The following is a 24,385-nucleotide window of genomic DNA, read 5'->3' as shown; positions in this document are numbered from 1 at the left end:
CATTAATTAAGGAAACAAACAATGACAATCGAAATTAATGTACCTGACATCGGTGCAGATGAGGTTGAAGTAACTGAGATTCTAGTTAAGGTCGGTGACCGAGTTGAAGAAGAGCAGTCACTGATCACTGTTGAAGGCGATAAAGCTTCTATGGAAGTTCCTGCGTCTCAAGCGGGTATCGTTAAAGAGATCAAAATTGCTGAAGGTGATTCAGTAACAACAGGTTCTCTTATTATGATCTTTGAAGCAGAGGGTGCTGCAGAAGCACCTGCTGCTCCAGCAGTTGAAGCGGCACCAGTTGCTGCTCCTGCTGCATCAGTTGCAGAGCTTAAAGAAGTTCACGTTCCTGATATCGGTGGTGATGAAGTTGAAGTAACTGAAATCATGGTTGCTGTTGGCGATACAGTAGAAGAAGAGCAATCTCTTTTAACTGTTGAAGGCGACAAAGCATCGATGGAAGTTCCAGCTCCATTTGCAGGTACGGTAAAAGAAATCAAAATTGCTTCTGGTGACTCAGTATCAACTGGTTCTCTAGTGATGATCTTTGAAGTTGCAGGTTCAGCACCAGCGGCTCCAGCAGTTGAAGCGGCTGCGCCAGTTGCAGCGGCTCCTGCGGCATCTGCAGAGAAAGAAGTGAACGTTCCAGATATCGGCGGTGATGAAGTTGAAGTAACTGAAATCATGGTTGCAGTTGGTGATACAGTAGAAGAAGAGCAATCTCTAATTACTGTTGAAGGCGACAAAGCATCAATGGAAGTTCCTGCACCATTTGCTGGTACAGTAAAAGAAATCAAGATTGCAGCAGGCGATAAAGTATCGACTGGCTCTCTAATCATGACATTTGTTGTTGAAGGCGCGGCACCAGCGGCTCCTCAAGCGGCAGCAGCTCCAGTTGCACAAGCAGCTCCTGCTGCGGCACCAGTTGCAGCCGCTTCTGCTCCTGCATCAACAGGTGAATTTGAAGCGAACAACGATTACGCTCATGCGTCTCCAGTTGTACGTCGTCTTGCTCGTGAATTTGGTGTAAACCTAGCGAAAGTTAAAGGTACTGGCCGTAAGAACCGTATCCTTAAAGAAGATGTTCAAGGTTTCGTTAAAGATGCACTTAAGCGTCTTGAATCTGGTGCAGCGGCATCTGGTAAAGGTGGTGACGGTTCAGCTCTTGGTTTACTTCCTTGGCCAAAAGTTGATTTCAGCAAGTTTGGTGAAACAGAAGTTCAGAAACTTTCTAAGATCAAGAAGATTTCTGGTGCAAACCTACACCGTAACTGGGTAATGATCCCTCACGTTACACAGTGGGATAACGCAGATATCACTGAGCTAGAAGCATTCCGTAAAGAGCAAAATGCAATCGAAGCGAAAAATGATACAGGCATGAAGATCACGCCACTTGTATTCATCATGAAAGCGGTTGCTAAAGCACTTGAAGCGTTCCCAGCGTTTAACTCTTCTCTATCTGAAGATGGCGAAAGCATCATTCTTAAGAAGTACGTAAACGTAGGTATCGCAGTTGATACGCCAAATGGCCTAGTTGTTCCAGTATTTAAAGACGTGAACAAAAAAGGTATTTACGAGCTATCTGAAGAGCTAATGGCTGTTTCTAAGAAAGCACGTGCTGGTAAACTAACAGCTTCTGATATGCAAGGCGGTTGTTTCACAATCTCAAGCCTTGGTGGTATCGGTGGTACTGCATTTACACCAATCGTAAATGCACCAGAAGTTGGTATCCTAGGTGTTTCTAAGTCTGAGATTAAACCTGTATGGAATGGCAAAGAGTTCGCTCCGCGTCTACAACTTCCACTGTCGCTGTCTTATGACCACCGTGTTATTGATGGTGCAGAAGGTGCTCGTTTCATTACTTTCTTAAACAGTGCATTATCAGACATTCGTCGTCTAGTACTGTAATTAGCGGTTATTGAAACAAACAATAAGGTGGCTAATAGGTCACCTTATTGCTTAATAAGCTTAAGGATTTATTCCTTACATTATATTTATTAAAGCAATTTGCAGTTTTTTTTAATGTTCCAAGAGGAGCATGCTGAATGTGAATTGTTGTCTAGCTCACAGGCTAACCCCAACTTGCTTTCACACTGTTAACATATATGTAAAATGAATGCGGTTTGAAAACAATAATAGAACATCTGTCAGCCTGTTAGGGAAATGACTATAACGAGGTCAAAATGAGCAAACAAGTTAAAGCCCAAGTAGTTGTACTTGGTTCAGGTCCTGCTGGTTACTCTGCTGCTTTCCGTTGCGCAGATTTAGGTCTAGAAACAGTATTAATCGAGCGTTACAGCACTCTTGGTGGTGTATGTCTAAACGTAGGTTGTATTCCATCGAAAGCTCTTCTTCACGTATCTAAAGTAATCGAAGAAGCAAAAGCAATGGCTGAACACGGTGTTGTTTTTGGTGAACCACAAACTGATATTAATAAGATCCGTATCTGGAAAGATAAAGTTGTAACTCAACTGACTGGCGGTCTTGGTGGTATGGCTAAGATGCGTAATGTTACTGTAGTAAATGGCTACGGTAAATTTACAGGCCCTAACACAATCGAAGTTGAAGGCGAAGAAAACACAACAGTTACTTTTGATAACGCTATCATTGCAGCTGGTTCTCGTCCGATTAAACTTCCGTTCATTCCGCATGAAGACCCACGTATTTGGGATTCAACTGATGCGCTAGAACTAAAAGAAGTACCAGAAAAATTACTGATCATGGGCGGTGGTATCATCGGCCTTGAAATGGGTACGGTTTACCACTCTTTAGGTTCTAAAGTTGAAGTGGTTGAGATGTTTGATCAAGTTATCCCAGCAGCGGATAAAGACATCGTTAAAGTATACACAAAACGCATTAAAGACAAATTCAAGCTAATGCTTGAGACAAAAGTAACAGCTGTTGAAGCAAAAGAAGACGGTATCTACGTTTCAATGGAAGGCAAAAAAGCACCAGCTGAAGCTGAGCGTTACGATGCAGTTCTTGTTGCTATCGGTCGTGTACCAAACGGTAAACTTATCGATGCTGAAAAAGCAGGTATCGAAGTTGATGAGCGTGGTTTCATCAATGTTGATAAGCAAATGCGTACTAACGTTGCTCATATTCATGCGATCGGTGATGTTGTTGGTCAACCAATGCTTGCTCACAAAGGTGTGCATGAAGGTCACGTAGCTGCAGAAGTTATTTCTGGTAAGAAGCATTACTTCGATCCTAAAGTAATTCCTTCAATTGCTTACACTGAGCCAGAAGTTGCTTGGGTTGGTAAAACAGAGAAAGAAGCAAAAGAAGAAGGTCTAAACTTTGAAGTTGCTACTTTCCCATGGGCTGCATCAGGTCGTGCAATCGCATCTGATTGTGCTGATGGTATGACTAAGCTTATCTTTGATAAAGAAACTCACCGTGTAATTGGTGGTGCTATCGTTGGTACAAACGGTGGTGAACTACTTGGTGAAATCGGCCTAGCAATCGAAATGGGTTGTGACGCAGAAGATATCGCTCTTACTATCCACGCTCACCCAACTCTACATGAGTCTGTAGGCCTAGCAGCGGAAGTATTTGAAGGTTCAATCACTGACCTTCCAAACAAAAAAGCTGTTAAAAAGAAGAAGTAATTTTTACTCACTTCTTTATTTAAACATAAAAAAACCGCTGAGAAATCAGCGGTTTTTTATTATCATTTCCTGAATCCTGAATCCTGAATCCTGAATCCTGAATCCTGAATCCTGAATCTATTTATAAATACACAGCATATTTAAGAAGCAATTTGCCGTTTCTTCCATTTCTTCAGGTGAACTATTACGGTTAGCCTGAATGAAAACAGAGTAACAAATACCATGAAGCATTTTTGTTAGGTTTTCAGGGGTATGGTCGTTACATACTTCGTTACGTTCAATACCTTCTTCAAACATAGTTTTGATAACTTGATTTGTATTTGAGTGAGTACTTAAGAAAAGAGGCCATACTTCATCACGAGTCGAGGTACTCCATTCAAACCATACTTTGATCCACTTATTACCAGTTTGAACACTGTCAATGATATTCAGAAGAAGAGTGTTAAGGTTAGAACGAACATCAAGATCAAGAGAAATTGAATTATTGATGAATTGGTGAAATTCGTTTTCAACTTTATTTAATACGTCATCAACAAGATCTTCTCTTGTTGGGAAGTAATTAAACACGGTAGCGACAGAGACCTGAGCGATTTCTGCAATATCAGCATGACCATCGCGACCAATGCCACGTTGTGAAAACACTTCAATTGCGATATCAAGTAATTGTTCTTTGCGCTTTTCTGGAGATAGCCTTGTTCTAGGCCTTTTTTGGATTGTATCCATTATATTTATATCCTTGCCAACAAATTATTATTTTATATAGGGTTTTATTATTATTATTCTCAATAACTTTACATAAGGCTGCTTATATATTCAACAGTTATTCAGCTGATCAATGAAATTTATGACGAACTTAAAGAATTTTTTTTAATATTGCATATATTTACGCAATAAATAGAAAGTGAAGTTTACATTTTGAATGTGGTTATTGCCAAGTGTTGATTATCTCTTTACATCATAATAAACGCGTTAACAGCCATTTCTTAATCTCAGTTCAAAAAACTTTTATAATTACTCACGTTTCATTTTCTATTTTGCTGTAAACTGTGTCGGTCTAATCCTACTCTTAGTAGGTTCAACGAATAAGTGAGATAGTATGAAACATACAGTAGAGGTTATGATCTCGGAGCAAGAGGTCAACCAACGTGTAAAAGAACTAGGTCAACACATTTCAGAACACTATAAAGATTCTGAAGGGTTAGTAATGGTTGGTTTATTACGAGGTTCATTCGTATTCATGGCTGATTTAGCTCGAGCTATTGATGTACCAATGACTGTAGACTTTATGACGGCATCAAGCTACGGCAACAGTATGGAAAGTACTCGTGATGTACGAATCTTAAAAGATTTAGATGACGACATTAAAGGTAAAGATGTTCTTCTAGTTGAAGATATTATTGATACAGGTAATACATTAAGTAAGGTTTGTGAGATCTTATCTATCCGTGAACCAAATTCAATTACGATTTGTACATTACTGGATAAACCTTCTCGTCGTGAAGTAGAAGTAAATGTTGATTGGATTGGTTTCTCTATTCCTGATGAATTTGTGGTTGGTGTGGGTATTGATTATGCTCAGAAGTACCGCAACTTATCGTACATCGGTAAAGTGGTACCACAAGAATAATTTTTGAATGAATGCTGAAGCGTTGTTTATTCAGATAGATATTTGATTCAGTATTAACTATAAATAAAGCCAAAGAAAATATAACTTCTTTGGCTTTTTTATTGATATAACTATTATCTATTTTATATAGCGAAAAGTATGGAACTTAACTGTTTTTTATTCTTTTTTTAGAATGAATTATAATCAGATAAAGTATTTCAATGTGTTTATTTTGTTTTTTAAATGTTTCAAATTTGTGGTTGAAAAATAATCAGTGGTGGTTACAATTTAACCGTAAATAAAATTTACATCTTACCATTTAAAGAATTAATTTTACGTTTTAGGAGGTCAACATGATGATTATTCATATGTACAAACAATGTTGTACCATCAATACCTCGTTTGCACCTGTAAGCGATCGAAACGATTAATTAATTCGTAACCTTCTAAGGCTGCGAATATTGCGGCTATCTTTAGAGGGGACTCTTTGTATATTCTTCTGGCATTAGTCGCAATATCTCTCACATATAAATATTTGGAGAAATATTATGCGTCATTCAATATACCTACGTTTAGCGACTTTACTTATTAAAGCGGATTTAGCTCGTGAGGAGAGAGAGTGGAAACGTGCCGTACGTAAAGTACAATATGAAATTCCATGGGGAAATGAGTATTTACTAAAAGATATAGGCTTACATCTTGATGGTCGAACTATCAGCGATCTTGAACAACCTGTATTTAAAGCCGAGCGCCAAGTACGTCATCTCCGTCGACTCATACGCTTGAGAATAGCAACGTAATAAATAGCCAGAGAAAGTAAGTGATGAATGCTTTCTCTGGCAACTTATATTAGCCGTACTATTAATAGTGCGGCCTGTATATCTATCCTGATAAAGGGGTAAAAGTAATTTCTCTTTTATTATTCATCACCAACATTGGTAATGTTAGACATTGCGGCTTGATATGAGATCTCTAATGATTCGCGACTGTGCCCTTTAACACCAAGATCATTTAACACGCCATCCCCCATGCCATAAACAACACCATGAATTTGAACGTCTTGTCCACGTTCCCACGCATTTTGCATAACGGTTGAGTTACCTACGTTATATACCTGTTCTGCGACATTAATTTCACACAGTTTATCACCCCATTTTTCACGAGGTAACTTACCAAATACCGTTCTATGTTTTAGGAATAGATCTCTAATATGCAGTAGCCAGTTATTGATTAAGCCTAAAGGTGGATTATCGATAGCCGCATTAACCCCACCACAACCATAGTGACCACAAACAATAATATGCCTGATCTTTAAAACATCTACAGCGTATTGAAGTACTGATAAACAGTTTAAATCGGTATGGATAACTTGGTTTGCAACGTTTCGATGAACAAACAGCTCACCTGAATATAATCCAGTTAAACGTTCCGCTGGTACTCGGCTATCAGAGCAACCTATCCATAAAAAACCTGGATGTTGGCCTTCTTCTAATTTTGCAAAATATTCAGGGCGTTCAGCTTTGATTGATTTAGCCCATTTAGAATTGTTTTCAAAAAGCTCTTTAATTTCTGGCATTTTAAATTTTTCATCCCTTAAATACATAAGAAGGAAGAGTATTACCTAAACTTCTTTCTGTTAAAAACCTCAACAGGTTTATTTACTATACACAATGTTACAATTTCAATCTGCTAAAAAATGGTTTTAAAAGTACTCATCTGACGAGTTCATGCTTATAAAAAACGCTTTTTAGCATTTATTAATGATTAGGACATAAGTAGTAGTGATTGGTTCTAATTAACTATTATGAGAGATGAATAACATTTGTTAAATTAATGAGGTTAACGTGTTTATAAACAAGGAGCTAACGGTGTTTGGTCAACGGTTTGACAATATTAATTTAAAAGGCGATCTCTTTGGTGGGGTTACCACGGCCATCATATCGCTTCCACTTGCTCTGGCTTTTGGTGTGGCATCTGGAGCGGGAGCTGAGGCTGGTTTATGGGGAGCGATCATGGTGGGGCTTTTTGCTTCATTGTTTGGTGGGTCTTCGACGTTGATATCTGAACCAACAGGACCAATGACGGTAATTATGACCGCCGTTTTAACAAGCATGGTTGCAAAATACCCTGAAACGGGTATGGCAATGACGTTTACTGTTGTCATGATGGCCGGTGCTTTCCAAATTTTACTCGGTACATTAAAACTGGGTAAATACATTACCTTAATGCCTTATAGTGTTATCTCTGGCTTCATGTCTGGTATAGGTATTATTCTTATCATTCTTCAACTCTCTCCTTTATTAGGGCATGCAGCACCTGCAGGCGGAGTAATAGGAACTTTATCAGCATTACCTGACACATTAGCTAACTTGGACATTAAAGAATTATTTCTTGGGTTATTAACTCTTGGGGTTTTATTTTTATTTCCTGATAAATATCGTAAATATGTTCCAGCTCAATTGGTTGCACTTGTTGCTGTCACTCTACTATCTATGCTTTTTTTTGATATGGAATCTATTCGTCGTATTGGTGAGATACCTGCTGGCCTTCCTTCTTTAGTTATTCCAACGATTAATTTTGAAATGTTTACCACCATGGTTATTGATGCTTTGGTTCTTGGTACATTAGGTTGCATTGATACTTTATTGACTGCCGTTATTGGGGATTCATTAACACGTAAAGAACATGACTCAGATAAAGAGCTACGAGGCCAAGGTTTGGCTAATATGATCTCTGGATTATTTGGTGCTTTACCTGGCGCAGGTGCCACAATGGGTACGGTAACCAATATCCAAGTTGGTGCTCGCTCACCGCTATCTGGAGTGTTTAGGGCGGCAGTACTCGCTTTAGTCGTATTGGTTGCTGGTGGATTAACAGAACCTATTCCGATGGCAGTATTAGCCGGTATCGCTGTGTATGTTGGCTTTAATATATTGGATTGGAGTTTCATTCAACGCGCTCATAAGGTTAGCTTTGCAGGCATGGCCATTATGTACGGTGTTATGTTATTAACCGTATTTGTTGATTTAATTGTGGCGGTTGGTCTTGGTGTTTTTATTTCTAACATTATTATTATTGAGCGCTTAAGCCGAGAGCAAGCAAGGCAAGTAAAAGCGATCAGTGATGCGGATGAAGATGATGTTCCTTTAACGGACAGTGAAAAAGCACTATTAGATAAAGCTAATGGTAAGGTGCTTTTCTTTTACTTATCGGGCCCAATGATATTCAGTGTATCTAAAGCCATTTCAAGACAGCACAGCAGTATTTCTGATTATGAAGTCATGATACTTGATTTAACTGATGTACCTATGATTGATGTGACCGTTGGTTTAGCGTTGGAGAATGCGATTAATGATGCATTAGATGCAAATTGTAAGGTGTATCTATTATGCCCAAATGAGCAAACTAAAGAACAGTTAGAGAAGTTTCATGTTACGGATTTAATTCCGAGTGAAAACACCTATAAGTTTCGTTATGAAGCGCTTAAGTCCGCAATTAAATATGTTTCACCGAATGAAGAGTAACGTATTAACTTAATTGAAATAGATCAGACCGCAGGGTGAATCACTCTGCGGTTTTTTATTATCCATTGAGGACGCTAATTTGCATTCATCGTAATTTAACGATAGTCTAGCCCAATTATTAGATATTTGCTTCCAGATAACAGGTAAACAAATGTACGCATTAGAAATTGAACAATTAAGAAAAACCTATGCAGGTGGTTTCGAGGCGCTTAAAGGAGTGAGCTTGACCGTTGAAAAAGGAGATTTTTATGCCTTACTTGGTCCTAATGGGGCAGGTAAATCGACGACAATAGGCGTGATTAGCTCTTTGGTAAACAAAACATCAGGTAAAGTACAAGTATTTGGCTATGACATTGATACCCAACTAGTACAAGCAAAGCAGCAAATAGGTTTGGTTCCACAAGAGTTTAATTTCAATCCATTTGAAACCGTATTGCAAATTGTAATTCAGCAAGCTGGCTATTATGGAGTTTCTCGCACATTAGCAAAAGAGAGAGCCCAAAAATATTTAACTCAGTTGGATCTGTGGGAAAAAAGAAATGATCGTGCGCGTAACTTATCTGGAGGTATGAAACGTCGCTTAATGATCGCTCGTGCTTTAATGCATGAACCTAAATTATTAATTCTTGATGAACCGACAGCTGGTGTAGATATTGAGCTTCGTCGTTCTATGTGGGAGTTTTTAAAGCAAATTAATGAGCAAGGTGTGACGATCATATTAACTACACACTATCTTGAAGAAGCTGAGATGCTTTGTCGAAATATAGGAATTATTAATAAAGGTGAGGTAATAGAGAATACCTCAATGAAGTCATTATTGAATAAACTTCAAGTTGAAACCTTTATTTTGGATCTTGCTGAAAATAGCCCTACACCTGTTTTAGACGGTGCAAAAATAACCAGTTGTAAAGATGGCTCTATCGAAGTTGAAATTGATAAATCTCAGGGGCTTAATTACCTTTTTGAACAGTTAAATCATCAAGGTATTAATGTGCTATCTATGAGGAATAAAGCAAATCGATTAGAAGAATTGTTTGTCAGTATTGTTCGTTCAGGAGAAGCAAAATAATGATGAATTTATATTGGACAGCATTTAAAAGCCTTATCTCGAAAGAAATAAACCGTTTTGTTCGTATTTGGGTTCAAACATTAGTTCCACCTGCGATAACCATGACGCTCTATTTTATTATTTTTGGTAATTTAATTGGGTCACGTATTGGTGAGATGAGTGGTTTTAGCTATATGGAATATATTGTTCCTGGTTTGATTATGATGTCGGTTATTACCAACTCATATTCAAATGTAGCTTCTTCTTTCTTTAGCTCTAAGTTTCAAAAGAACATAGAAGAGTTACTTGTAGCTCCTGTACCTAACTATATTATTATCGCAGGATTTGTTGGTGGTGGTGTTGTTCGAGGTTTATTGGTTGGAGCACTAGTTACTTGTGTTTCTTTATTCTTCGTTGATATTCAAATTGCTCATCTTGGCGTGATTATGCTGACGGTATTAATGACATCCATTGTATTTTCATTAGGTGGGTTGATAAATGCCGTTTTTGCTAGAACATTCGATGACATCAGTATTATTCCAACATTTGTGTTAACACCATTAACGTATTTAGGTGGTGTCTTTTACTCGATAAGTCTATTGCCTGAATTCTGGCAAGGAGTATCTAAGTTAAACCCGATAGTTTATATGGTAAATGCGTTTCGTTACGGTTTTTTAGGTGTATCTGATGTTGGTATCGGTACGGCATTTACTGTGTTGTCAGTATTTATTGTTGTTTTATATGGTATTGCTTGGCACTTAGTCTCTAAGGGAATTGGCTTAAGAAGTTAATTGCTACATTACTATCATATGTTACATATAAAATCATAGATAAAAAAAGGGCTGAAGATAGTGATTATCTTCAGCCCTTTTATTTTTCTTTTAGAAAATATTACTCTTCTTCGTCGCTCGATGTCGCCGATAATTCAACAACTAAGTTATCAATTAAACGAACTTGACCAAGGAACGCCGCCATTAGAATTACGGCTTGAGTTGTTTCTTCTGTTGGCTCTTGTAGCGTTCTTGCGTCACGAATGAAGATCTCATCCGGTTGCAGATCCGCTGCGCGTAGTTGATCACTAGCATCTTCAATTAGAGATAGGTAATCATTACGACCGCCACGCATTTGGCTGCTTATCCAACGCATAGTGCGAGCTAAAACGGGTGCACGTTGACGCTCATTAAGCGTTAATAGGTTATTGCGTGAGCTCATTGCCAATCCATCCATTTCACGAACGGTTGGTACGCCAACGATTTCAACATCTAACGCCATATCAATAACCATTTGACGAATAAGCGCAAGCTGTTGGAAGTCTTTTTCACCAAAGCAAGCAACATCAGGTTGAACAATATTGAATAGCTTATTAACAACCGTCGAGACACCTTTAAAGTGACCAGGGCGAGAAGCGCCTTCTAAAATGGTAGAGATAACAGGAACGTCAACGGTTGTTTGTTTCTCTAACCCTTCTGGATACATGATCTCAGGGGTTGGAGTGAAGACAAGATCAACGTTTTCAGAAGTCAGTTTTTCAACATCTTCGTCCATTGTTCTTGGGTAGTTAGTTAGGTCATCAACATTGTTAAATTGCATCGGGTTAACAAAAATACTAGCAACAACAATATCAGCATGTTCGCGAGCTGTGCGAATTAGGGTTAAATGACCTTCGTGCAGATTTCCCATTGTTGGTACGAAAGCTATGCGTTTACCTTCGCGTTTCCAAGCTTTGATCTGCTCGCGTAATGGTAAAATTTCAGAAAAAATGTCCATTACGTTTCCTTAGTTAAATGTATGTTCAGCAGCAGGGAATGTACCTTGCTCAACATCTTGAATATATTTAGTGACGGCTTTACGCATATCACCAGTTTCTGCCAAAAAGTTTTTAGAGAATTTAGGCATGTAGTTAGCTGAAATACCAAACATATCGTGCATTACAAGGATTTGGCCATCCGTTGCATTACCTGCACCAATACCAATAACAGGAACGGTACAGGCTTTTGTGATGCGTTCAGCAAGAGAAGCAGGAACACACTCTAATAGGATAATTTGAGCACCAGCCGCTTCAAGTGTTAGTGCGTCTTTTACCATTTGTTCAGCTTTAGCTTCATCACGACCTTGAATGCGGAATCCACCAAAAATATTAACTGATTGAGGTGTTAAACCAAGGTGTGCACAAACTGGTACAGCGCGCTCAGCAAGGATGCGAACGGTCTCAGCTATCCATTCTCCGCCTTCAATTTTTACCATGTTAGCGCCCGCTTGCATTAGCTTGCCTGCATTTTCACACGCTTGCTCTGGAGTAGCATAGCTCATGAATGGCATATCAGCCATAACTAAACTATTTGGGCTACCAGCACGTACACAACGAGTATGGTAAGCGATCTCTTCAGTGGTTACAGGTAGTGTATCGCTCTTACCTTGTAAAACCATACCCAATGAATCACCGACTAATAGAACAGGGACTTCTTGCTGTTCAAATAGTTGTGCGAAGCTAGCATCATATGCTGTAACAGTGGCAAATTTTTTGCCTTCTTGCTTCCACTTCATTAAGTCATGAATAGAGATTTTTTTCATAAAACATCCTTACTAGAAGCGATTAATCTTCCCAAATAGACAAACCATTTCTATCTACAGTTTTTAATAACTGAGAGAGGGTTGTGCCATCAGGTAAAGTTAAATCATTATAAATTTCAGCGAGCGGATAAAGAACAAATTCACGTTCTTTCATGCCGTAATGAGGCACAGTTAATCGCTCATTGTCGATCGTTTGATCGCCAAATAAAATAATATCGAGATCTAAAGTTCTTGGTCCCCAGCGTTCTTCTTTACGCACGCGGCCTTGCTCAAGCTCAATCTTTTGAGTGAGATTCAGTAATTCCATTGGAGCAAGGTTGGTTTCAATTTCAACAACAGCATTAATATAATCAGGTTGATCTTGAGGGCCCATAGGTGAACTGCTGTAAAGCGATGATACCGCTGTTACTTTGGAGTCCGGAAGCTGATGCAAGGCATTGATAGCCACTTTTGCTTGAGCTACGGGATCTCCAAGGTTACTCCCAATCGCAATAATTACTTTGATCATGAGTCGTTATTTGCTCTTTTTTTCTTACGATATGGGCTGCGACGCTTACGAGGACCACCAGAACGGCGACCACCGTTTAAATTTTGAACCATATTATTACGATGTGGTGCTGGTGCATCTTGGAACTCAGTCCACCAGTCACATAAATCTTTGGTTTCGCCGCCTTCAACTTTGCCACGCATTTCTAAGAAATCATAAGCGGCACGGAATTTTTGTTGCTCAATAAGTACAAAAGCTCGTTTACCTGTACGACGAGGCAGACGTAACTGAAGTTGCCAAATATCACGAATCGTTGCAGTTAAACGACGTGGGATCGCAGTACTTCTTACTTGAGTATCCAAAATTAGATTAGATGCTTCCATTATTGATTCGTAGTGATCAAATTTTGGATTGTCATCTTGGATTTCTTGCGCTTTTGCGGTTAATGGATACCAAAGCATCGCTGCAAACATAAATGCAGGGTTTACACGCTTACCGCTGTTGATTCGCTTATCGGTAGAGCGTAATACAAGCTCAATCATTTGTTCTGCTGGACTATTTCCCTCTTCCGTTAAGAAAGGAGTTAGCACAGGGAACAATTGTTGGAAAAGATTAAAATCTCGTAGCATCCAGTAAGTATTTAATCCATTACCGGTTTGCAGTAGCTTTAATGACTCTTCAAATAAACGTGCAGCAGGAATATCTCTTAGTAGGGGTGAAAGTTCAGCAATTGGTGCAGCTGTTTTATCGCAAATGGTCATATCCAACTTTGCAGCAAAACGAACAGCACGAAGCATACGAACGGGATCTTCGCGATAACGAGTTTCAGGATCACCAATTAAACGGATAATGCCATTTTTTAAATCTTCAATACCGTTAGCGTAATCGTGTATCGAGTAGTCTGCGATATTGTAGTACATCGCATTAACCGTAAAATCACGACGCTCAGCATCTTCCTCTACTGTGCCATATACGTTATCGCGTAGTAGCATCCCTTCGTCAGATTGAGCTGAGATATTCTTTTTCTCATTATCTTCTTTGTGGTGACCGCGGAAGGTAGCAACTTCAATGACATCTCGACCAAAAAGAATATGCGCTAGACGGAATCGTCGACCGATTAAGCGACAATTTCTGAATAGTTTTTTGATTTGCTCTGGAGTTGCATTGGTTGCAATATCAAAGTCTTTAGGTTCTTGACCTAATAGAATATCGCGCACACCTCCGCCTACCAGATAAGCGTCATATCCAGCATTACTTAGACGGTAAAGAACTTTAAGTGCATTATCACTTAAATCTTTACGTGAAATATTATGTTCTTGGCGTGTGATAACGTTCAGTTTCAAATCCTCTGTTGAGCAAATATCACTGTTGTTTTTGAGTAAATTACGACAAAAACGGGCAACTTGATTAAAGATAATAACCTCGATATTCAAGTGAGCAGTCAAAAATAGGCGCACATCATAGCTTAAATTGAGGGTTTTGAGAATGGGGTAGTGATCTCGAGCCCAGTTGGAAGCTGATTTAATTGCCAATGTTGGATTGCCCATTGAAGAATTTCATTCAATGTAGCTTGTTTTACTTCTAATGGAATTATAAACCCTAAAAATGCTAATGCAGCTAATAGTGTTGGTTTAGGGTTACTATTATCAATAGCGGGTGCATAGTTTTGTTTAGAAAGTTTATTGCCTTTTTCATCAACAGCAAGGGGTAAATGAAGGTAGCTAACTTCATTCGCACCCAATTGACGGTAAAGTGATATTTGACGTCCTGTCGGTTCAATGAGATCGGCACCACGAACCACCTCGGTAACCCCTTGGTCTATATCATCAAGAACCACGGCGAGATTATAAGCAAATAGTCCATCTCGACGTTTAATAATAAAGTCTTCTTGTGCAAGTTGGTTTGGGATTGAAATGGTACCATGTTTAATATCATTAAATGATTCAACAGGATGCTGCATAACCAAACGAACAGCGGAATTTTTTTCTGAATGGTGCTTATCTCTGCAGTGACCTAAATAGAAACCACCGTCTTCTTTTATTTGTTTACGTGTGCACTGGCAATAATAAGCGTTATTTTCTTTAAGCCATTGATCGATTTGAGATTGATATAAATCGTGTCGTTGACTTTGGTATACAATTTCTTCGTCCCATTCTAGACCGTAATTCTCTATGGTTTGAATGATTAACGAAGCGGCGCCTGGTACTTCTCTTGGAGGGTCAATATCTTCAATACGAAGGAGCCATTTTCCTCGATGAGATTTAGCTTGTAAGTAGCTTCCTAGCGCGGCAATAAGAGAGCCAAAGTGCAATGGGCCAGAGGGCGATGGTGCAAAGCGACCAATGTATTGAGTTGTCATAAACATTCACTATTTAAACGTAAAAAAGGGAGCGAATGCTCCCTTTTTTATGATTTGATAGGTATTAACCTGCCATTTGCTTTTCTTTGATTTCTGCAAGAGTTTTACAGTCAATACAAAGATCAGCGGTTGGACGTGCTTCTAATCGACGAATACCGATTTCAACACCACAAGAATCACAGAAGCCGAATTCTTCTTCTTCGATTTTTGTTAGTGTTTTCTCAATTTTCTTAATTAAACGGCGCTCACGGTCACGATTACGCAGTTCTAAACTAAATTCTTCTTCTTGAGCCGCGCGATCAACTGGATCTGGAAAGTTCGCTGCTTCATCTTTCATGTGGTTCACAGTGCGTGCAACTTCTTCCCTAAGTTGGTTACGCCAAGCTTCTAGAATCTTTGTAAAGTGTTCAACTTGGGCTGGGCCCATGTATTCCTCACCGGCTTTTTCCTGATAAGGTTCAACACCAGCGATAGCTAGAATTCCTAGCGTTCTTTTTGTATTGCTCTCTGGCATTACAGCTTCTCCTAAAACGTCTTTGACTCTCACTAGCCAAATGAGGGCGCTATCTATAGCAGAAAGAAAAGAGGCAATCAAATATTGATTTCATCAATTGAGATCCAGTAGCAAGAACGTAGCACTTTTCTTAAAAAGAATGTATTTATTACACTAGTGAAGTGACTAAATACTAAAAGGTAGCTTGCGTACGATCTTCATCTCTTTTGATGACATCTCTGCTTGGTAGCAGAGAATATTGACCCCATTTTCAATCGCATCAATTAATAAAGAATGATATTGCTGGTCTATATGGTGTGCGATTGAGACTTTTTCAATACCTGAATGTAAAACAGCGAAAAATAATACGGCTTTATGGCCAAGTTGTGCCATTTCGCTTAATTCCCTTAAGTGTTTTTGGCCTCGAGTTGTAACGGCATCTGGAAAGAAACCTTGACCCGATTCACTTAGTAATGTGACGCTCTTCACTTCAATATAGCAGTCAGGTAACGATTTACCAGTAAGTAAAATATCAATTCGACTGTTCTCTGAGCCGTATTTTACTTCGGTTTTTAGCTCGTTATATTCAGTCAGTTCTTTTATGTTCTGATCTTGAATCGCCTCGACAACTAATTGATTAGCTCGAAGGGTATTAACGCATATTGTGTGATTGTTTTCTGTGACGCTGAGCTCCCAACTGTTAGGGTATTTGCGCTTGAGGTTACTGGATGTTGAAAAAAACACCGTACTGTCCGGTTCTGCACAGCCAGTCATTGCTCCAGTGTTAGCGCAATGAATTGTGCGCTCACTATTATCGTCAAGTTTAATATCAGCTAAAAAGCGTTTATAGCGTTTTATTAGCTTCCCAGATTCTAATTCAGGTTCAAATTTCATTTAACTACTGTTTTTTTGTACAATGGTTTAATTCGAGATAATGCCATAAGGCGAACCCATTGTCACAGTTACCTATTGAAACAGTGATCCCATCACTGATTGAGGAATTAAAGCATCACTCTCAGCTTATATTAAAAGCGTCGACAGGTGCTGGTAAGTCTACTTTTTTGCCGCTTACTTTATTAAGAGAGAATCTGATTAACGGCAAAATTATTATGTTAGAGCCAAGGCGCTTAGCTGCCCGTAATATTGCGAATTACTTAGCATCTCAATTAGGTGAAAAGGTGGGGGAGCAAGTTGGTTTTAGAGTGCGTGGTGAAACAAAAGTCAGCTCTAAAACTCGTTTGGAGATTGTAACAGAAGGGATCATGACTCGTATGATTCAATCTGATCCTGAATTATCAGACGTAGGGTTACTTATTTTTGATGAATACCATGAAAGAAGCATTCACGCAGATACTTCTTTAGCTTTTGCTCTGGAAGTTCAAGATGCTCTGAGGGAAGATCTAAAACTATTGGTGATGTCAGCAACATTAGATCAAGCAGCGTTGCAAAAATTATTACCTAATGCGGCCTATTTAGAGTCAGACGGGCGCTTATTTCCAGTCGAAACACGTTATCAGCCATTAAAGGCGAATCAAAAATTACTTGATGCAACAGAGAATGCTATTCGACAAACCTTGATTAATGAAACTGGCTCAATTTTGGTTTTTCTTTCTGGAGTCGGAGAGATTAAACAACTGGAAGAGAGGTTAAGTGACCTTTCATCAGAGGTGATTCTTGCTCCTTTGTATGGTCAACTGGAAATAAGAAAGCAACAACAAGCATTAATGCCTGCACCTATAGAACAAAGAAAAGTTGTACTTGCAACGAATATCGCTGAAACCAGTTTAACGATTGAAGGTGTTCGAGTCGTTATCGATAGTGGGTATGAAAATAAGGCGAGCTTTGATGCGAAAACAGGAATTACAAAATTAGAAAAAAAGCGTATAGCACAATCAGCATCAGAGCAAAGAAAAGGGCGAGCAGGACGTTTAGAATCAGGTATCTGCATTCGACTGTACAGTGAGTCGCAATTCAAACTACAAGCATTAGTTCCTACTCCTGAAATCGAATCGTCAGATCTTAGTTCTTTGATTTTAGAGTTAGCTAAATGGGGAGTAACACAACCATCGGATTTACAATGGTTAACATTGCCACCCAAGTCTAATGTTCAACAAGCAAAAGAATTATTAAAGCAATTGGGGCAAGTAGATACCCAAGGGCAATTGACAGTTTTTGGTGAACAATCACAACACTTAGGTATGGATCCTCGACTTTCTATGATATTGCTTCGTGCAAAGGAAATGTCATTGGCTCATCTAAATACGGCATTATTTCTTTTGCCGATTATTGAAGAACCTGCTAAATCGATAAAGTCAAAAGACGTAAGTTACCATCTTTCTTTGCTACTGGATGGGAAGTATCCAAAATCAAATTATTACCATCAAAGAGCTCATCGATTAGCTAAATTACTCTTAGTTAATGAAGATAAAGAATTGGCATCTCCTAATTATGTAGAAGAAGTATTAGTTAATGGTTTCCCTGATAGACTTGCAATGGCCAAAGGTGAGTCCGGTCAATTTCAATTATCTAATGGGCACGGGGTTCAAGTTGATGAACTAGAAAACCTTGCTCAAAGTGATTATTTGGTGGTGGTTGATTTATTAAAAGGCGTAAATAACCGCAGTCAGGTTTTACTTGGTGCTTCTTTAACACTGTCATCACTTTTAGATTCCTGTTCTGATTTACTATCTGAAGTAGAGTATGTTGATTGGGATGAAAAAAATGGTCGCATGCTTGCCGAACAACGGACTCAGTTAGGACAGTTGGTGATTAAGCGCCAACCAATAAAATCGCCAGATGAAAGTAAAATATCAGAAGCATTGTTACGCATGGTTCAGAGACAAGGATTATCTAGCTTAAATTGGAGTGACACAGTCGAAGCATTTCACTCTCGCTTGTTATGTGCATCAATATGGTTGCCTGAATTGGGTTTACCTTTGTTAGATGAAACCCATTTATTAAATGATATCAATAAGTGGCTACAACCTTTTATGAATCACATAAAAAGTGATAAACAACTAAAAGCACTGAATATTATGGAAGCATTAGAGGCTTATGTTGGTTGGAATAATATGCAGTTAATTAATGAATATTTACCTAACCATTACGTATTGCCGACAGGAACAAAAGCAAAGATACAGTATCAATTACAATCAGAACCTAAGATCTCGGTTCGAATGCAAGAAGTATATGGTGAGGCTGAAACACCATTATTAGCAAAAGGAACAAAAAAACTAATGATGGAGCTACTGTCACCAGCGCAGAGACCATTACAAACAACAAGCGATCTTGCGGGTTTTTGGCAAGGTTCTTATAAAGAAGTACAAAAAGAGATGAAAGGACGTTATCCAAAGCATATTTGGCCAGATGATCCTGCTACGCATCAAGCAACCAAAAAAACAAAACGTCACTTTAACTAATATTCATAATTTAAAAGATTTCTCATGGCTGAAAAGAAAAAAACACCAACAAAAGCTGCCTCTAAAAAAACGACAGCAAAGAAGAAAGCACCAGCGAAAAGAAAAACATCGCCTAAGAAAAAAGCGCAATCGTCTCGTCCTTTTTGGAAGAGTCTGATGATTTTAGGCTTTAAATTAAGCTTGGTTGTTTTAGCTATTCTTGTTATCGCCGGTATTTATCTTGATACCGTAGTTAAGAAACGTTTTGATGGTCAATTATTTAGTTTGCCGACGGTTGTTTATAGCCGAGTGCTAACGTTATCTCCTGGGCAAAATATCAGTTTAAAAACGGTTCAAAATGAGTTGGATTTACTTAAATATCAAAAAGTACGTCAACCTCAACGCCCTGGTGAATATTCATCATCATTAACAAAAATTGAATTAATTCGTCGTCCTTTTGAATTTCAACAAGGACCAGAGCCAGATCGTCACGTCATGCTTTATTTTAATTCTGAAGGACTTCAGAAAATTGAAAACAGAACCGTCATGAAGCAGATGGGCTTTTTACAAATAGAACCTCAGTTTTTGGGCATGCTTGATGCCGATGATGATCAACAACGTTTATTTTTACGTAGAGAGCAATTCCCTGAGGTGATGGTTGATGCTTTATTAGCGACGGAAGACCGTGATTTTTATCAGCATGATGGTGTTTCTCCTCTTGCTATTGCTCGAGCTATGGTGGTGAATGCGAAGGCAGGACGAACAGTTCAAGGTGGTAGTACGCTGACTCAACAATTAGCGAAGAACTTATTTCTTTCTCGTGAACGTACATTATGGCGAAAAGTTCGAGAAGCGTATCTTGCATTAATTTTAGATTATCGTTATAGCAAAGACCGTATTTTAGAAGCGTATTTAAATGAGGTGTATTTAGGGCAAACTGGTGGAGAGGCCATTCATGGTTTTGGCTTGGCTGCACAGGTGTATTTTGGTCGACCAATAGAAGAGTTGCGTATTGATCAACTAGCGATGTTAGTTGGTATGGTGAAAGGCCCGTCTTATTACAACCCGATGCGTTTCCCTGAACGAGTAAAAGAGCGCCGTGATTTAGTTCTTCGATTAATGATGCAAGAAGAGATCTTGTCGCCACATCAATATGAAATGGCTGCTAGCCGTCCACTTGATGTAAAAAAACGAGCAACTATAGCGACAAGACAACCGGCTTATTTCCAACAATTAAAATGGGAACTAAAAGAGAAAGCAGGTAAGGCATATCAGAAAGGGGAAGGGTTACGAGTATTCACTACTCTGGATCCTCTGTCTCAGCAAAAAGCAGAGCAAGCTGTTGAAAGAACAGTACCTCAGTTAGAAAAAAGAGCTGGGAAAGGCTTGGAAGCTGCAATGGTGATTGTTGATCGTCAAAGTGGTGAAATTCGAGCAATGATTGGTGGTAGCCGAACTGGATTTGATGGATTTAACCGAGCGATTAATGCTAAACGACCAATTGGGTCACTAGTTAAACCTGCTATCTATTTGAGTGCATTAGAAACACCAGATAAATTTTCATTAGCAACCACGTTAGATGATAAACCGATTGCACTAAAAGGAAGTAAAGGTACAACTTGGACGCCAAGGAACTTTGACCGTAAATTCAGAGGAGAGGTTCCTCTTTATTATGCCCTTTCTCGTTCTTTAAATGTACCGACAGTAAATCTTGGTTTAATGGTTGGTTTAAGCAAAGTGACTGACACTTTAGTTAAATTAGGGGTTGATGCAAATGAGATTAATCAAGTGCCATCAATGCTATTAGGTTCCATCAATTTATCACCATATCAAGTAGCTCAAATGTATCAAACAATTGGTAACGGTGGGAGAAAAGCCGCTTTAACAGCACTTAAGGCAGTTGTAGATAATGATGGAAACTTACTTTATGAAAATTTCCCTAAATCAGCTGCAGTCGTTCCTGAACAAGCAACGTGGTTAACTGTGTATGGAATGAAAAGAACGGTGAGTGAAGGAACGGCTCGGTTCTTAAATAGTAAATATAGTTGGGCGGCCTTAGCGGGTAAAACGGGAACAAGTAACGATTCAAGAGACAGTTGGTATGCTGGTATTGATGGCCGAGAGGTTGCCATTACTTGGTTAGGTCGTGATGATAACAAACCAATGAAATTGACAGGTTCAAGTGGTGCGTTACGAGTTTATGCTGATTATCTAAGTATGCGCTCTCCTGAGGTTCTTCAATTACCGTGGCCAAATGAAGTAACAACCGCTGGATTTGATTTACAAAGTAATAAAACATTAGAGCCAGACTGTTCGGGCAGAGTGAAGTTACCAATTTGGGATCAAAAAGGGCAGTATAAAGCCGAGTGTGAAAAGAATAAACCAGCAGCTTGGTTAACTGATATTTTTGGTTTTTAACGGTTAACAAAGAGATCCTCTCTTAATTATCAATTCATACTAGATAAGTAAGAGAGGCATACAGCTTTACTAATTATTGAATGAGAGTTTAAAGGGGATATATTGAATAAAGTCGATTATCTTTTGATGAAAATGTTATAAAATCGACCGTTGCGAGTATATTTTCACCAAACAATCCTTTTTTTGTAATTAGTTGTTGACCCTGAAACTAAAAAGCATTCTAATACACCTCGTTGCCCGGATAGCTCAGTCGGTAGAGCAGAGGATTGAAAATCCTCGTGTCGGTGGTTCGATTCCGCCTCCGGGCACCATATTAATTTGTTGGTGTCTAACGTGATTAGCACGAGCAATGAAATTAAGTGTGCCGACTTAGCTCAGTAGGTAGAGCAACTGACTTGTAATCAGTAGGTCACCAGTTCGACTCCGGTAGTCGGCACCATCTCTTCTCTTTGAGAATAAAAATCTGTTCCCTTTTAGTTCAGTCGGTAGAACGGCGGACTGTTAATCCGTATGTCGCTGGTTCAAGTCCAGCAAAGGGAGCCACTTTTTAAAGCCTCGTCAGAAATGACGAGGCTTTTTTTATACTTGAAATTTGTACTCCTATCTCGTCTTAATCAAATTGATAGCACAAAAAAAGCATGCTGTAGTAGCATGCTTTCAAAGAGTAGTGGTGGGGTTAAATCTAATGTTTAACTTGGAATTTATTTAACCAAGTCTCAAGATCATCTGCAAGTTCTGTTAATGTTTGAGTGCTGTTTTGGCTATCAGCGACAACTTTCGCTAATTGTTGACCACTTTCTTCAATGATATTCACTCGTTGTGTAATATCTTCACTAACGTATTTCTGCTCTTCAGATGCACTTGCTATCTGGTGGCTCATGCTAGAGATTGTTTCAAGAGCCGTTACAATTTGTTGTAAAGCATCAGAGGCATTTTTGGACTCGGATACTGTGCTCTTACTTGTCTCAGCACACACTTCCATCGTAGAAATAGCATTATGTGAACCTTCTTGGAGATTAGAAATCATTTGTTGAATTTCTTTAGTGCTACCTTGAGTTCGGCCTGCAAGATTACGAACTTCATCAGCAACAACGGCAAATCCACGTCCTTGCTCTCCTGCTCGTGCTGCTTCAATAGCTGCATTTAATGCTAATAAGTTTGTTTGCTCTGCAATATCTCCAATTACATCTAGCACTTTAACAATACTATTTACTTCATTATCTAGCTCAGCTACGGCTGTACTTGCAGTACTCAATTGCTCAGCTAAACCTTCAATGTTTGATACGGTGGCATTAATTAACTCTTGTGTACGTACACTTTGTTTGTCTGCATTATCTGTATTGATAGCCGTTTGCTGTGCTGATTCTGCTACGTTGTTTGCAGAAGATGCCATTTCAGTTATAGCTGTAGCAATCATTTCTGTTGATTGGTGCTGATCTTCAGTCAGTTGACTTACGGTACCTGAACGAGAATGTACATCAGATAACTCGTCTTTCAATGCAATCATTGATTGGGTTAAATGCTCAACAAGTTCAGCTAAAGAAAGGTTCATTGTTTGAACTGCTTGATAAATACTACCTTCAGGAGCTTTAGTCTCAAATTGAGTGACGATTTGCCCAGCTGCAACTGTTTGAATTGCAGATCGTACATCGTGTGGTTCGCCACCAAGCAGTGCAAGCATACGCTTAATTGCAATCATTAAAATACTAAGTATTAAGCTAGCAATGATAAAAGCCAATCCGAATTGCCATTGTGCTGTTGCCCAAAAGCGTTCATTTACTTCTGTTTCGCCAATACCAGTACCGACAATCCAATTCCATTTATTTGTTTTTTCAGCAATAGATAGCTTTTTATCAATACTGCCATCTGGCATTTTTAAGGACCAAGTATATTCAGCCATACCATTTGGATTTTGATTAATGGCATTTTCTAAAATTTGTCCTACGCTACGCCCTTCACTATCTCTAAATTCATGAAAACTTGTGTCGTGTAACTGAGGATCTAAAGGTGCAGCAAGAAAAGTTAAATTTTCATCAGCAACATAAACGTATTCATTATCTTTATAAATGTTATTACGTAATATAGTAATAGTGAGTTCTTTCGCTTTTGATTCTTCAATCTTTCCTTCTTCTACCATATTTTCCATATTGGTAATTAAGTTATAGGTAGTTTGAAAAATCTCAGTTACTCGAGATTTGTTGTCTATTGTACTAGCAACTCGTAAAGTCCATAATCCTGTTGCTGTCATTAATATAAGAGAACAAAAAATGATGGTAGCCAGAACGTAAGATTGGTTTTTTAGCTTCATGCCTTGTGATCCTTGATTATTAGTCTGATGTATATGTATCGGCAGAATGATTTATAAGTTTAATAAATACCACTTTGGAGTGGGATTTTCGCGCTTTATATAATAAGAAGGGAATAAATAACAAGAACTAGTTCACTATTTATTAAATATCACTGGTATTTATAATAGGAAAGCTTAGGTTTTAATCAGCTAAAGGCTATTTTAATAAGTTTCATGGCTTCATATTGAACATTTTGTTTATATTCTATTCATTTGAATTAAATCTTAAATAAAATGCTTGCCAATATGAATTAGGTCTCTATAATGCGACCTCACTGACACGGAGGCTTATCCAGTAAGGGTTTGCAATCGGATTAGACTGGATGGAAATTTAAAATTAGTTTCAAATAAGTGCTTGACACTGAAGCTTAAATGAATAAAATGACCATCCTCTTCGAAAGAAAGTCTTAATGGCTTAAAAGTAGAAGAAAAGCTCTTTAACAATTTAACCAAATCAATCTGTGTGGGCACTTGTGAATTGATAATCAAACCAGTTTGTTTTCATTTTTTTAAAATGAAAGTAAAC

Annotated in this window: 19 protein-coding genes and 3 tRNA genes; 12 read left to right on the top strand and 10 right to left on the bottom strand. The window is 38.6% G+C overall.

The window, feature by feature from the left end; translation table 11 throughout:
• Positions 1–21: 21 nt before the first annotated feature.
• Positions 22–1,905 (top strand): pyruvate dehydrogenase complex dihydrolipoyllysine-residue acetyltransferase, encoded by a 1,884-nt coding sequence (gene aceF / locus GNP81_RS00620; RefSeq protein ID WP_155674294.1) that lies wholly within the window; start codon positions 22–24, stop codon positions 1,903–1,905.
• Between the two features lie 275 nt (positions 1,906–2,180).
• On the top strand, positions 2,181–3,608 hold the full coding sequence (gene lpdA / locus GNP81_RS00615) for a dihydrolipoyl dehydrogenase (RefSeq protein ID WP_005420880.1): 1,428 nt from the start codon (positions 2,181–2,183) through the stop codon (positions 3,606–3,608).
• A 117-nt stretch (positions 3,609–3,725) separates the two neighbouring features.
• Here the strand turns inward: lpdA and GNP81_RS00610 are convergent, their stop codons facing one another.
• Complete coding sequence (locus GNP81_RS00610) at positions 3,726–4,331, bottom strand: TetR/AcrR family transcriptional regulator (protein ID WP_155675062.1); 606 nt, start codon at positions 4,329–4,331, stop codon at positions 3,726–3,728.
• A 373-nt stretch (positions 4,332–4,704) separates the two neighbouring features.
• On the opposite strand from GNP81_RS00610, the gene hpt reads away from it, so the two are divergent.
• A complete protein-coding gene (hpt, locus tag GNP81_RS00605) occupies positions 4,705–5,235 on the top strand; it encodes a hypoxanthine phosphoribosyltransferase (protein WP_155671096.1) in 531 nt (176 codons plus the stop codon).
• Between the two features lie 527 nt (positions 5,236–5,762).
• Positions 5,763–6,014, top strand: a complete 252-nt coding sequence (locus GNP81_RS00600) for a hypothetical protein (RefSeq protein WP_005420873.1) — start codon at positions 5,763–5,765, stop codon at positions 6,012–6,014.
• Positions 6,015–6,133: 119 nt separating this feature from the next.
• On the opposite strand, the gene can is transcribed toward GNP81_RS00600, so the two are convergent.
• The gene (can, locus tag GNP81_RS00595; RefSeq protein WP_005420870.1) at positions 6,134–6,790 is read right to left on the bottom strand and encodes a carbonate dehydratase; all 657 of its coding nucleotides are present in this window, start codon (positions 6,788–6,790) and stop codon (positions 6,134–6,136) included.
• Between the two features lie 292 nt (positions 6,791–7,082).
• On the opposite strand from can, the gene GNP81_RS00590 reads away from it, so the two are divergent.
• From GNP81_RS00590 to GNP81_RS00580, 3 genes are all read left to right on the top strand, one after another.
• Positions 7,083–8,738 carry a SulP family inorganic anion transporter gene (locus GNP81_RS00590; protein ID WP_336495407.1) on the top strand — a complete coding sequence of 552 codons (1,656 nt, stop codon included), beginning with the start codon at positions 7,083–7,085 and terminating at the stop codon, positions 8,736–8,738.
• Positions 8,739–8,889: 151 nt separating this feature from the next.
• Positions 8,890–9,807 carry an ABC transporter ATP-binding protein gene (locus GNP81_RS00585; protein WP_155674295.1) on the top strand — a complete coding sequence of 306 codons (918 nt, stop codon included), beginning with the start codon at positions 8,890–8,892 and terminating at the stop codon, positions 9,805–9,807.
• Positions 9,807–10,577: an ABC transporter permease gene (locus tag GNP81_RS00580; RefSeq protein ID WP_155671102.1), complete on the top strand. Its 771-nt coding sequence runs from the start codon at positions 9,807–9,809 to the stop codon at positions 10,575–10,577. Before GNP81_RS00585 ends, GNP81_RS00580 begins: the two co-directional genes overlap by 1 nt.
• A gap of 100 nt (positions 10,578–10,677) precedes the next feature.
• Here the strand turns inward: GNP81_RS00580 and panC are convergent, their stop codons facing one another.
• The 7 genes from panC to sfsA form a co-directional block, all read right to left on the bottom strand.
• On the bottom strand, positions 10,678–11,553 hold the full coding sequence (gene panC / locus GNP81_RS00575; RefSeq protein WP_155671104.1) for a pantoate--beta-alanine ligase: 876 nt from the start codon (positions 11,551–11,553) through the stop codon (positions 10,678–10,680).
• A gap of 9 nt (positions 11,554–11,562) precedes the next feature.
• Positions 11,563–12,357 carry a 3-methyl-2-oxobutanoate hydroxymethyltransferase gene (gene panB, locus GNP81_RS00570; RefSeq protein WP_012533595.1) on the bottom strand — a complete coding sequence of 265 codons (795 nt, stop codon included), beginning with the start codon at positions 12,355–12,357 and terminating at the stop codon, positions 11,563–11,565.
• Between the two features lie 22 nt (positions 12,358–12,379).
• On the bottom strand, positions 12,380–12,865 hold the full coding sequence (gene folK / locus GNP81_RS00565) for a 2-amino-4-hydroxy-6-hydroxymethyldihydropteridine diphosphokinase (RefSeq protein WP_155671108.1): 486 nt from the start codon (positions 12,863–12,865) through the stop codon (positions 12,380–12,382).
• Positions 12,862–14,289: a polynucleotide adenylyltransferase PcnB gene (pcnB, locus tag GNP81_RS00560; protein WP_011262610.1), complete on the bottom strand. Its 1,428-nt coding sequence runs from the start codon at positions 14,287–14,289 to the stop codon at positions 12,862–12,864. The genes folK and pcnB overlap by 4 nt, the downstream gene beginning before the upstream one ends.
• Positions 14,290–14,309: 20 nt before the next feature.
• Entirely contained in the window at positions 14,310–15,203 is an 894-nt protein-coding gene (gene gluQRS / locus GNP81_RS00555; RefSeq protein WP_155674296.1) for a tRNA glutamyl-Q(34) synthetase GluQRS, read from the bottom strand.
• 64 nt (positions 15,204–15,267) lie between these two features.
• A complete protein-coding gene (dksA, locus tag GNP81_RS00550; RefSeq protein ID WP_005420851.1) occupies positions 15,268–15,717 on the bottom strand; it encodes an RNA polymerase-binding protein DksA in 450 nt (149 codons plus the stop codon).
• 165 nt (positions 15,718–15,882) lie between these two features.
• Complete coding sequence (gene sfsA, locus GNP81_RS00545) at positions 15,883–16,590, bottom strand: DNA/RNA nuclease SfsA (protein WP_155674297.1); 708 nt, start codon at positions 16,588–16,590, stop codon at positions 15,883–15,885.
• A gap of 59 nt (positions 16,591–16,649) precedes the next feature.
• Between sfsA and hrpB the strand changes: the two genes are divergently transcribed.
• The 5 genes from hrpB to GNP81_RS00520 all read left to right on the top strand — a co-directional run bounded on the left by hrpB (position 16,650) and on the right by GNP81_RS00520 (position 22,055).
• Positions 16,650–19,115 carry an ATP-dependent helicase HrpB gene (gene hrpB / locus GNP81_RS00540; protein WP_155674298.1) on the top strand — a complete coding sequence of 822 codons (2,466 nt, stop codon included), beginning with the start codon at positions 16,650–16,652 and terminating at the stop codon, positions 19,113–19,115.
• Between the two features lie 24 nt (positions 19,116–19,139).
• Positions 19,140–21,512, top strand: a complete 2,373-nt coding sequence (mrcB, locus tag GNP81_RS00535; protein WP_155674299.1) for a penicillin-binding protein 1B — start codon at positions 19,140–19,142, stop codon at positions 21,510–21,512.
• Between the two features lie 235 nt (positions 21,513–21,747).
• Positions 21,748–21,823, top strand: a tRNA-Phe gene (locus GNP81_RS00530).
• A 52-nt stretch (positions 21,824–21,875) separates the two neighbouring features.
• A tRNA-Thr gene (locus tag GNP81_RS00525) sits at positions 21,876–21,951 on the top strand.
• 28 nt (positions 21,952–21,979) lie between these two features.
• Positions 21,980–22,055 (top strand) — tRNA-Asn (locus GNP81_RS00520).
• A gap of 139 nt (positions 22,056–22,194) precedes the next feature.
• Here GNP81_RS00520 and GNP81_RS00515 read toward each other — a convergent pair.
• Positions 22,195–23,820 (bottom strand): methyl-accepting chemotaxis protein, encoded by a 1,626-nt coding sequence (locus tag GNP81_RS00515; protein WP_196584293.1) that lies wholly within the window; start codon positions 23,818–23,820, stop codon positions 22,195–22,197.
• Positions 23,821–24,385 lie beyond the last annotated feature (565 nt).

It is taken from the genome of Aliivibrio fischeri (assembly GCF_009727955.1).
Classification (GTDB): domain Bacteria; phylum Pseudomonadota; class Gammaproteobacteria; order Enterobacterales; family Vibrionaceae; genus Aliivibrio; species Aliivibrio fischeri_A.
Note: the sequence above shows the minus strand (reverse complement) of the source record. Positions and strands in the feature narration are given on the sequence as shown.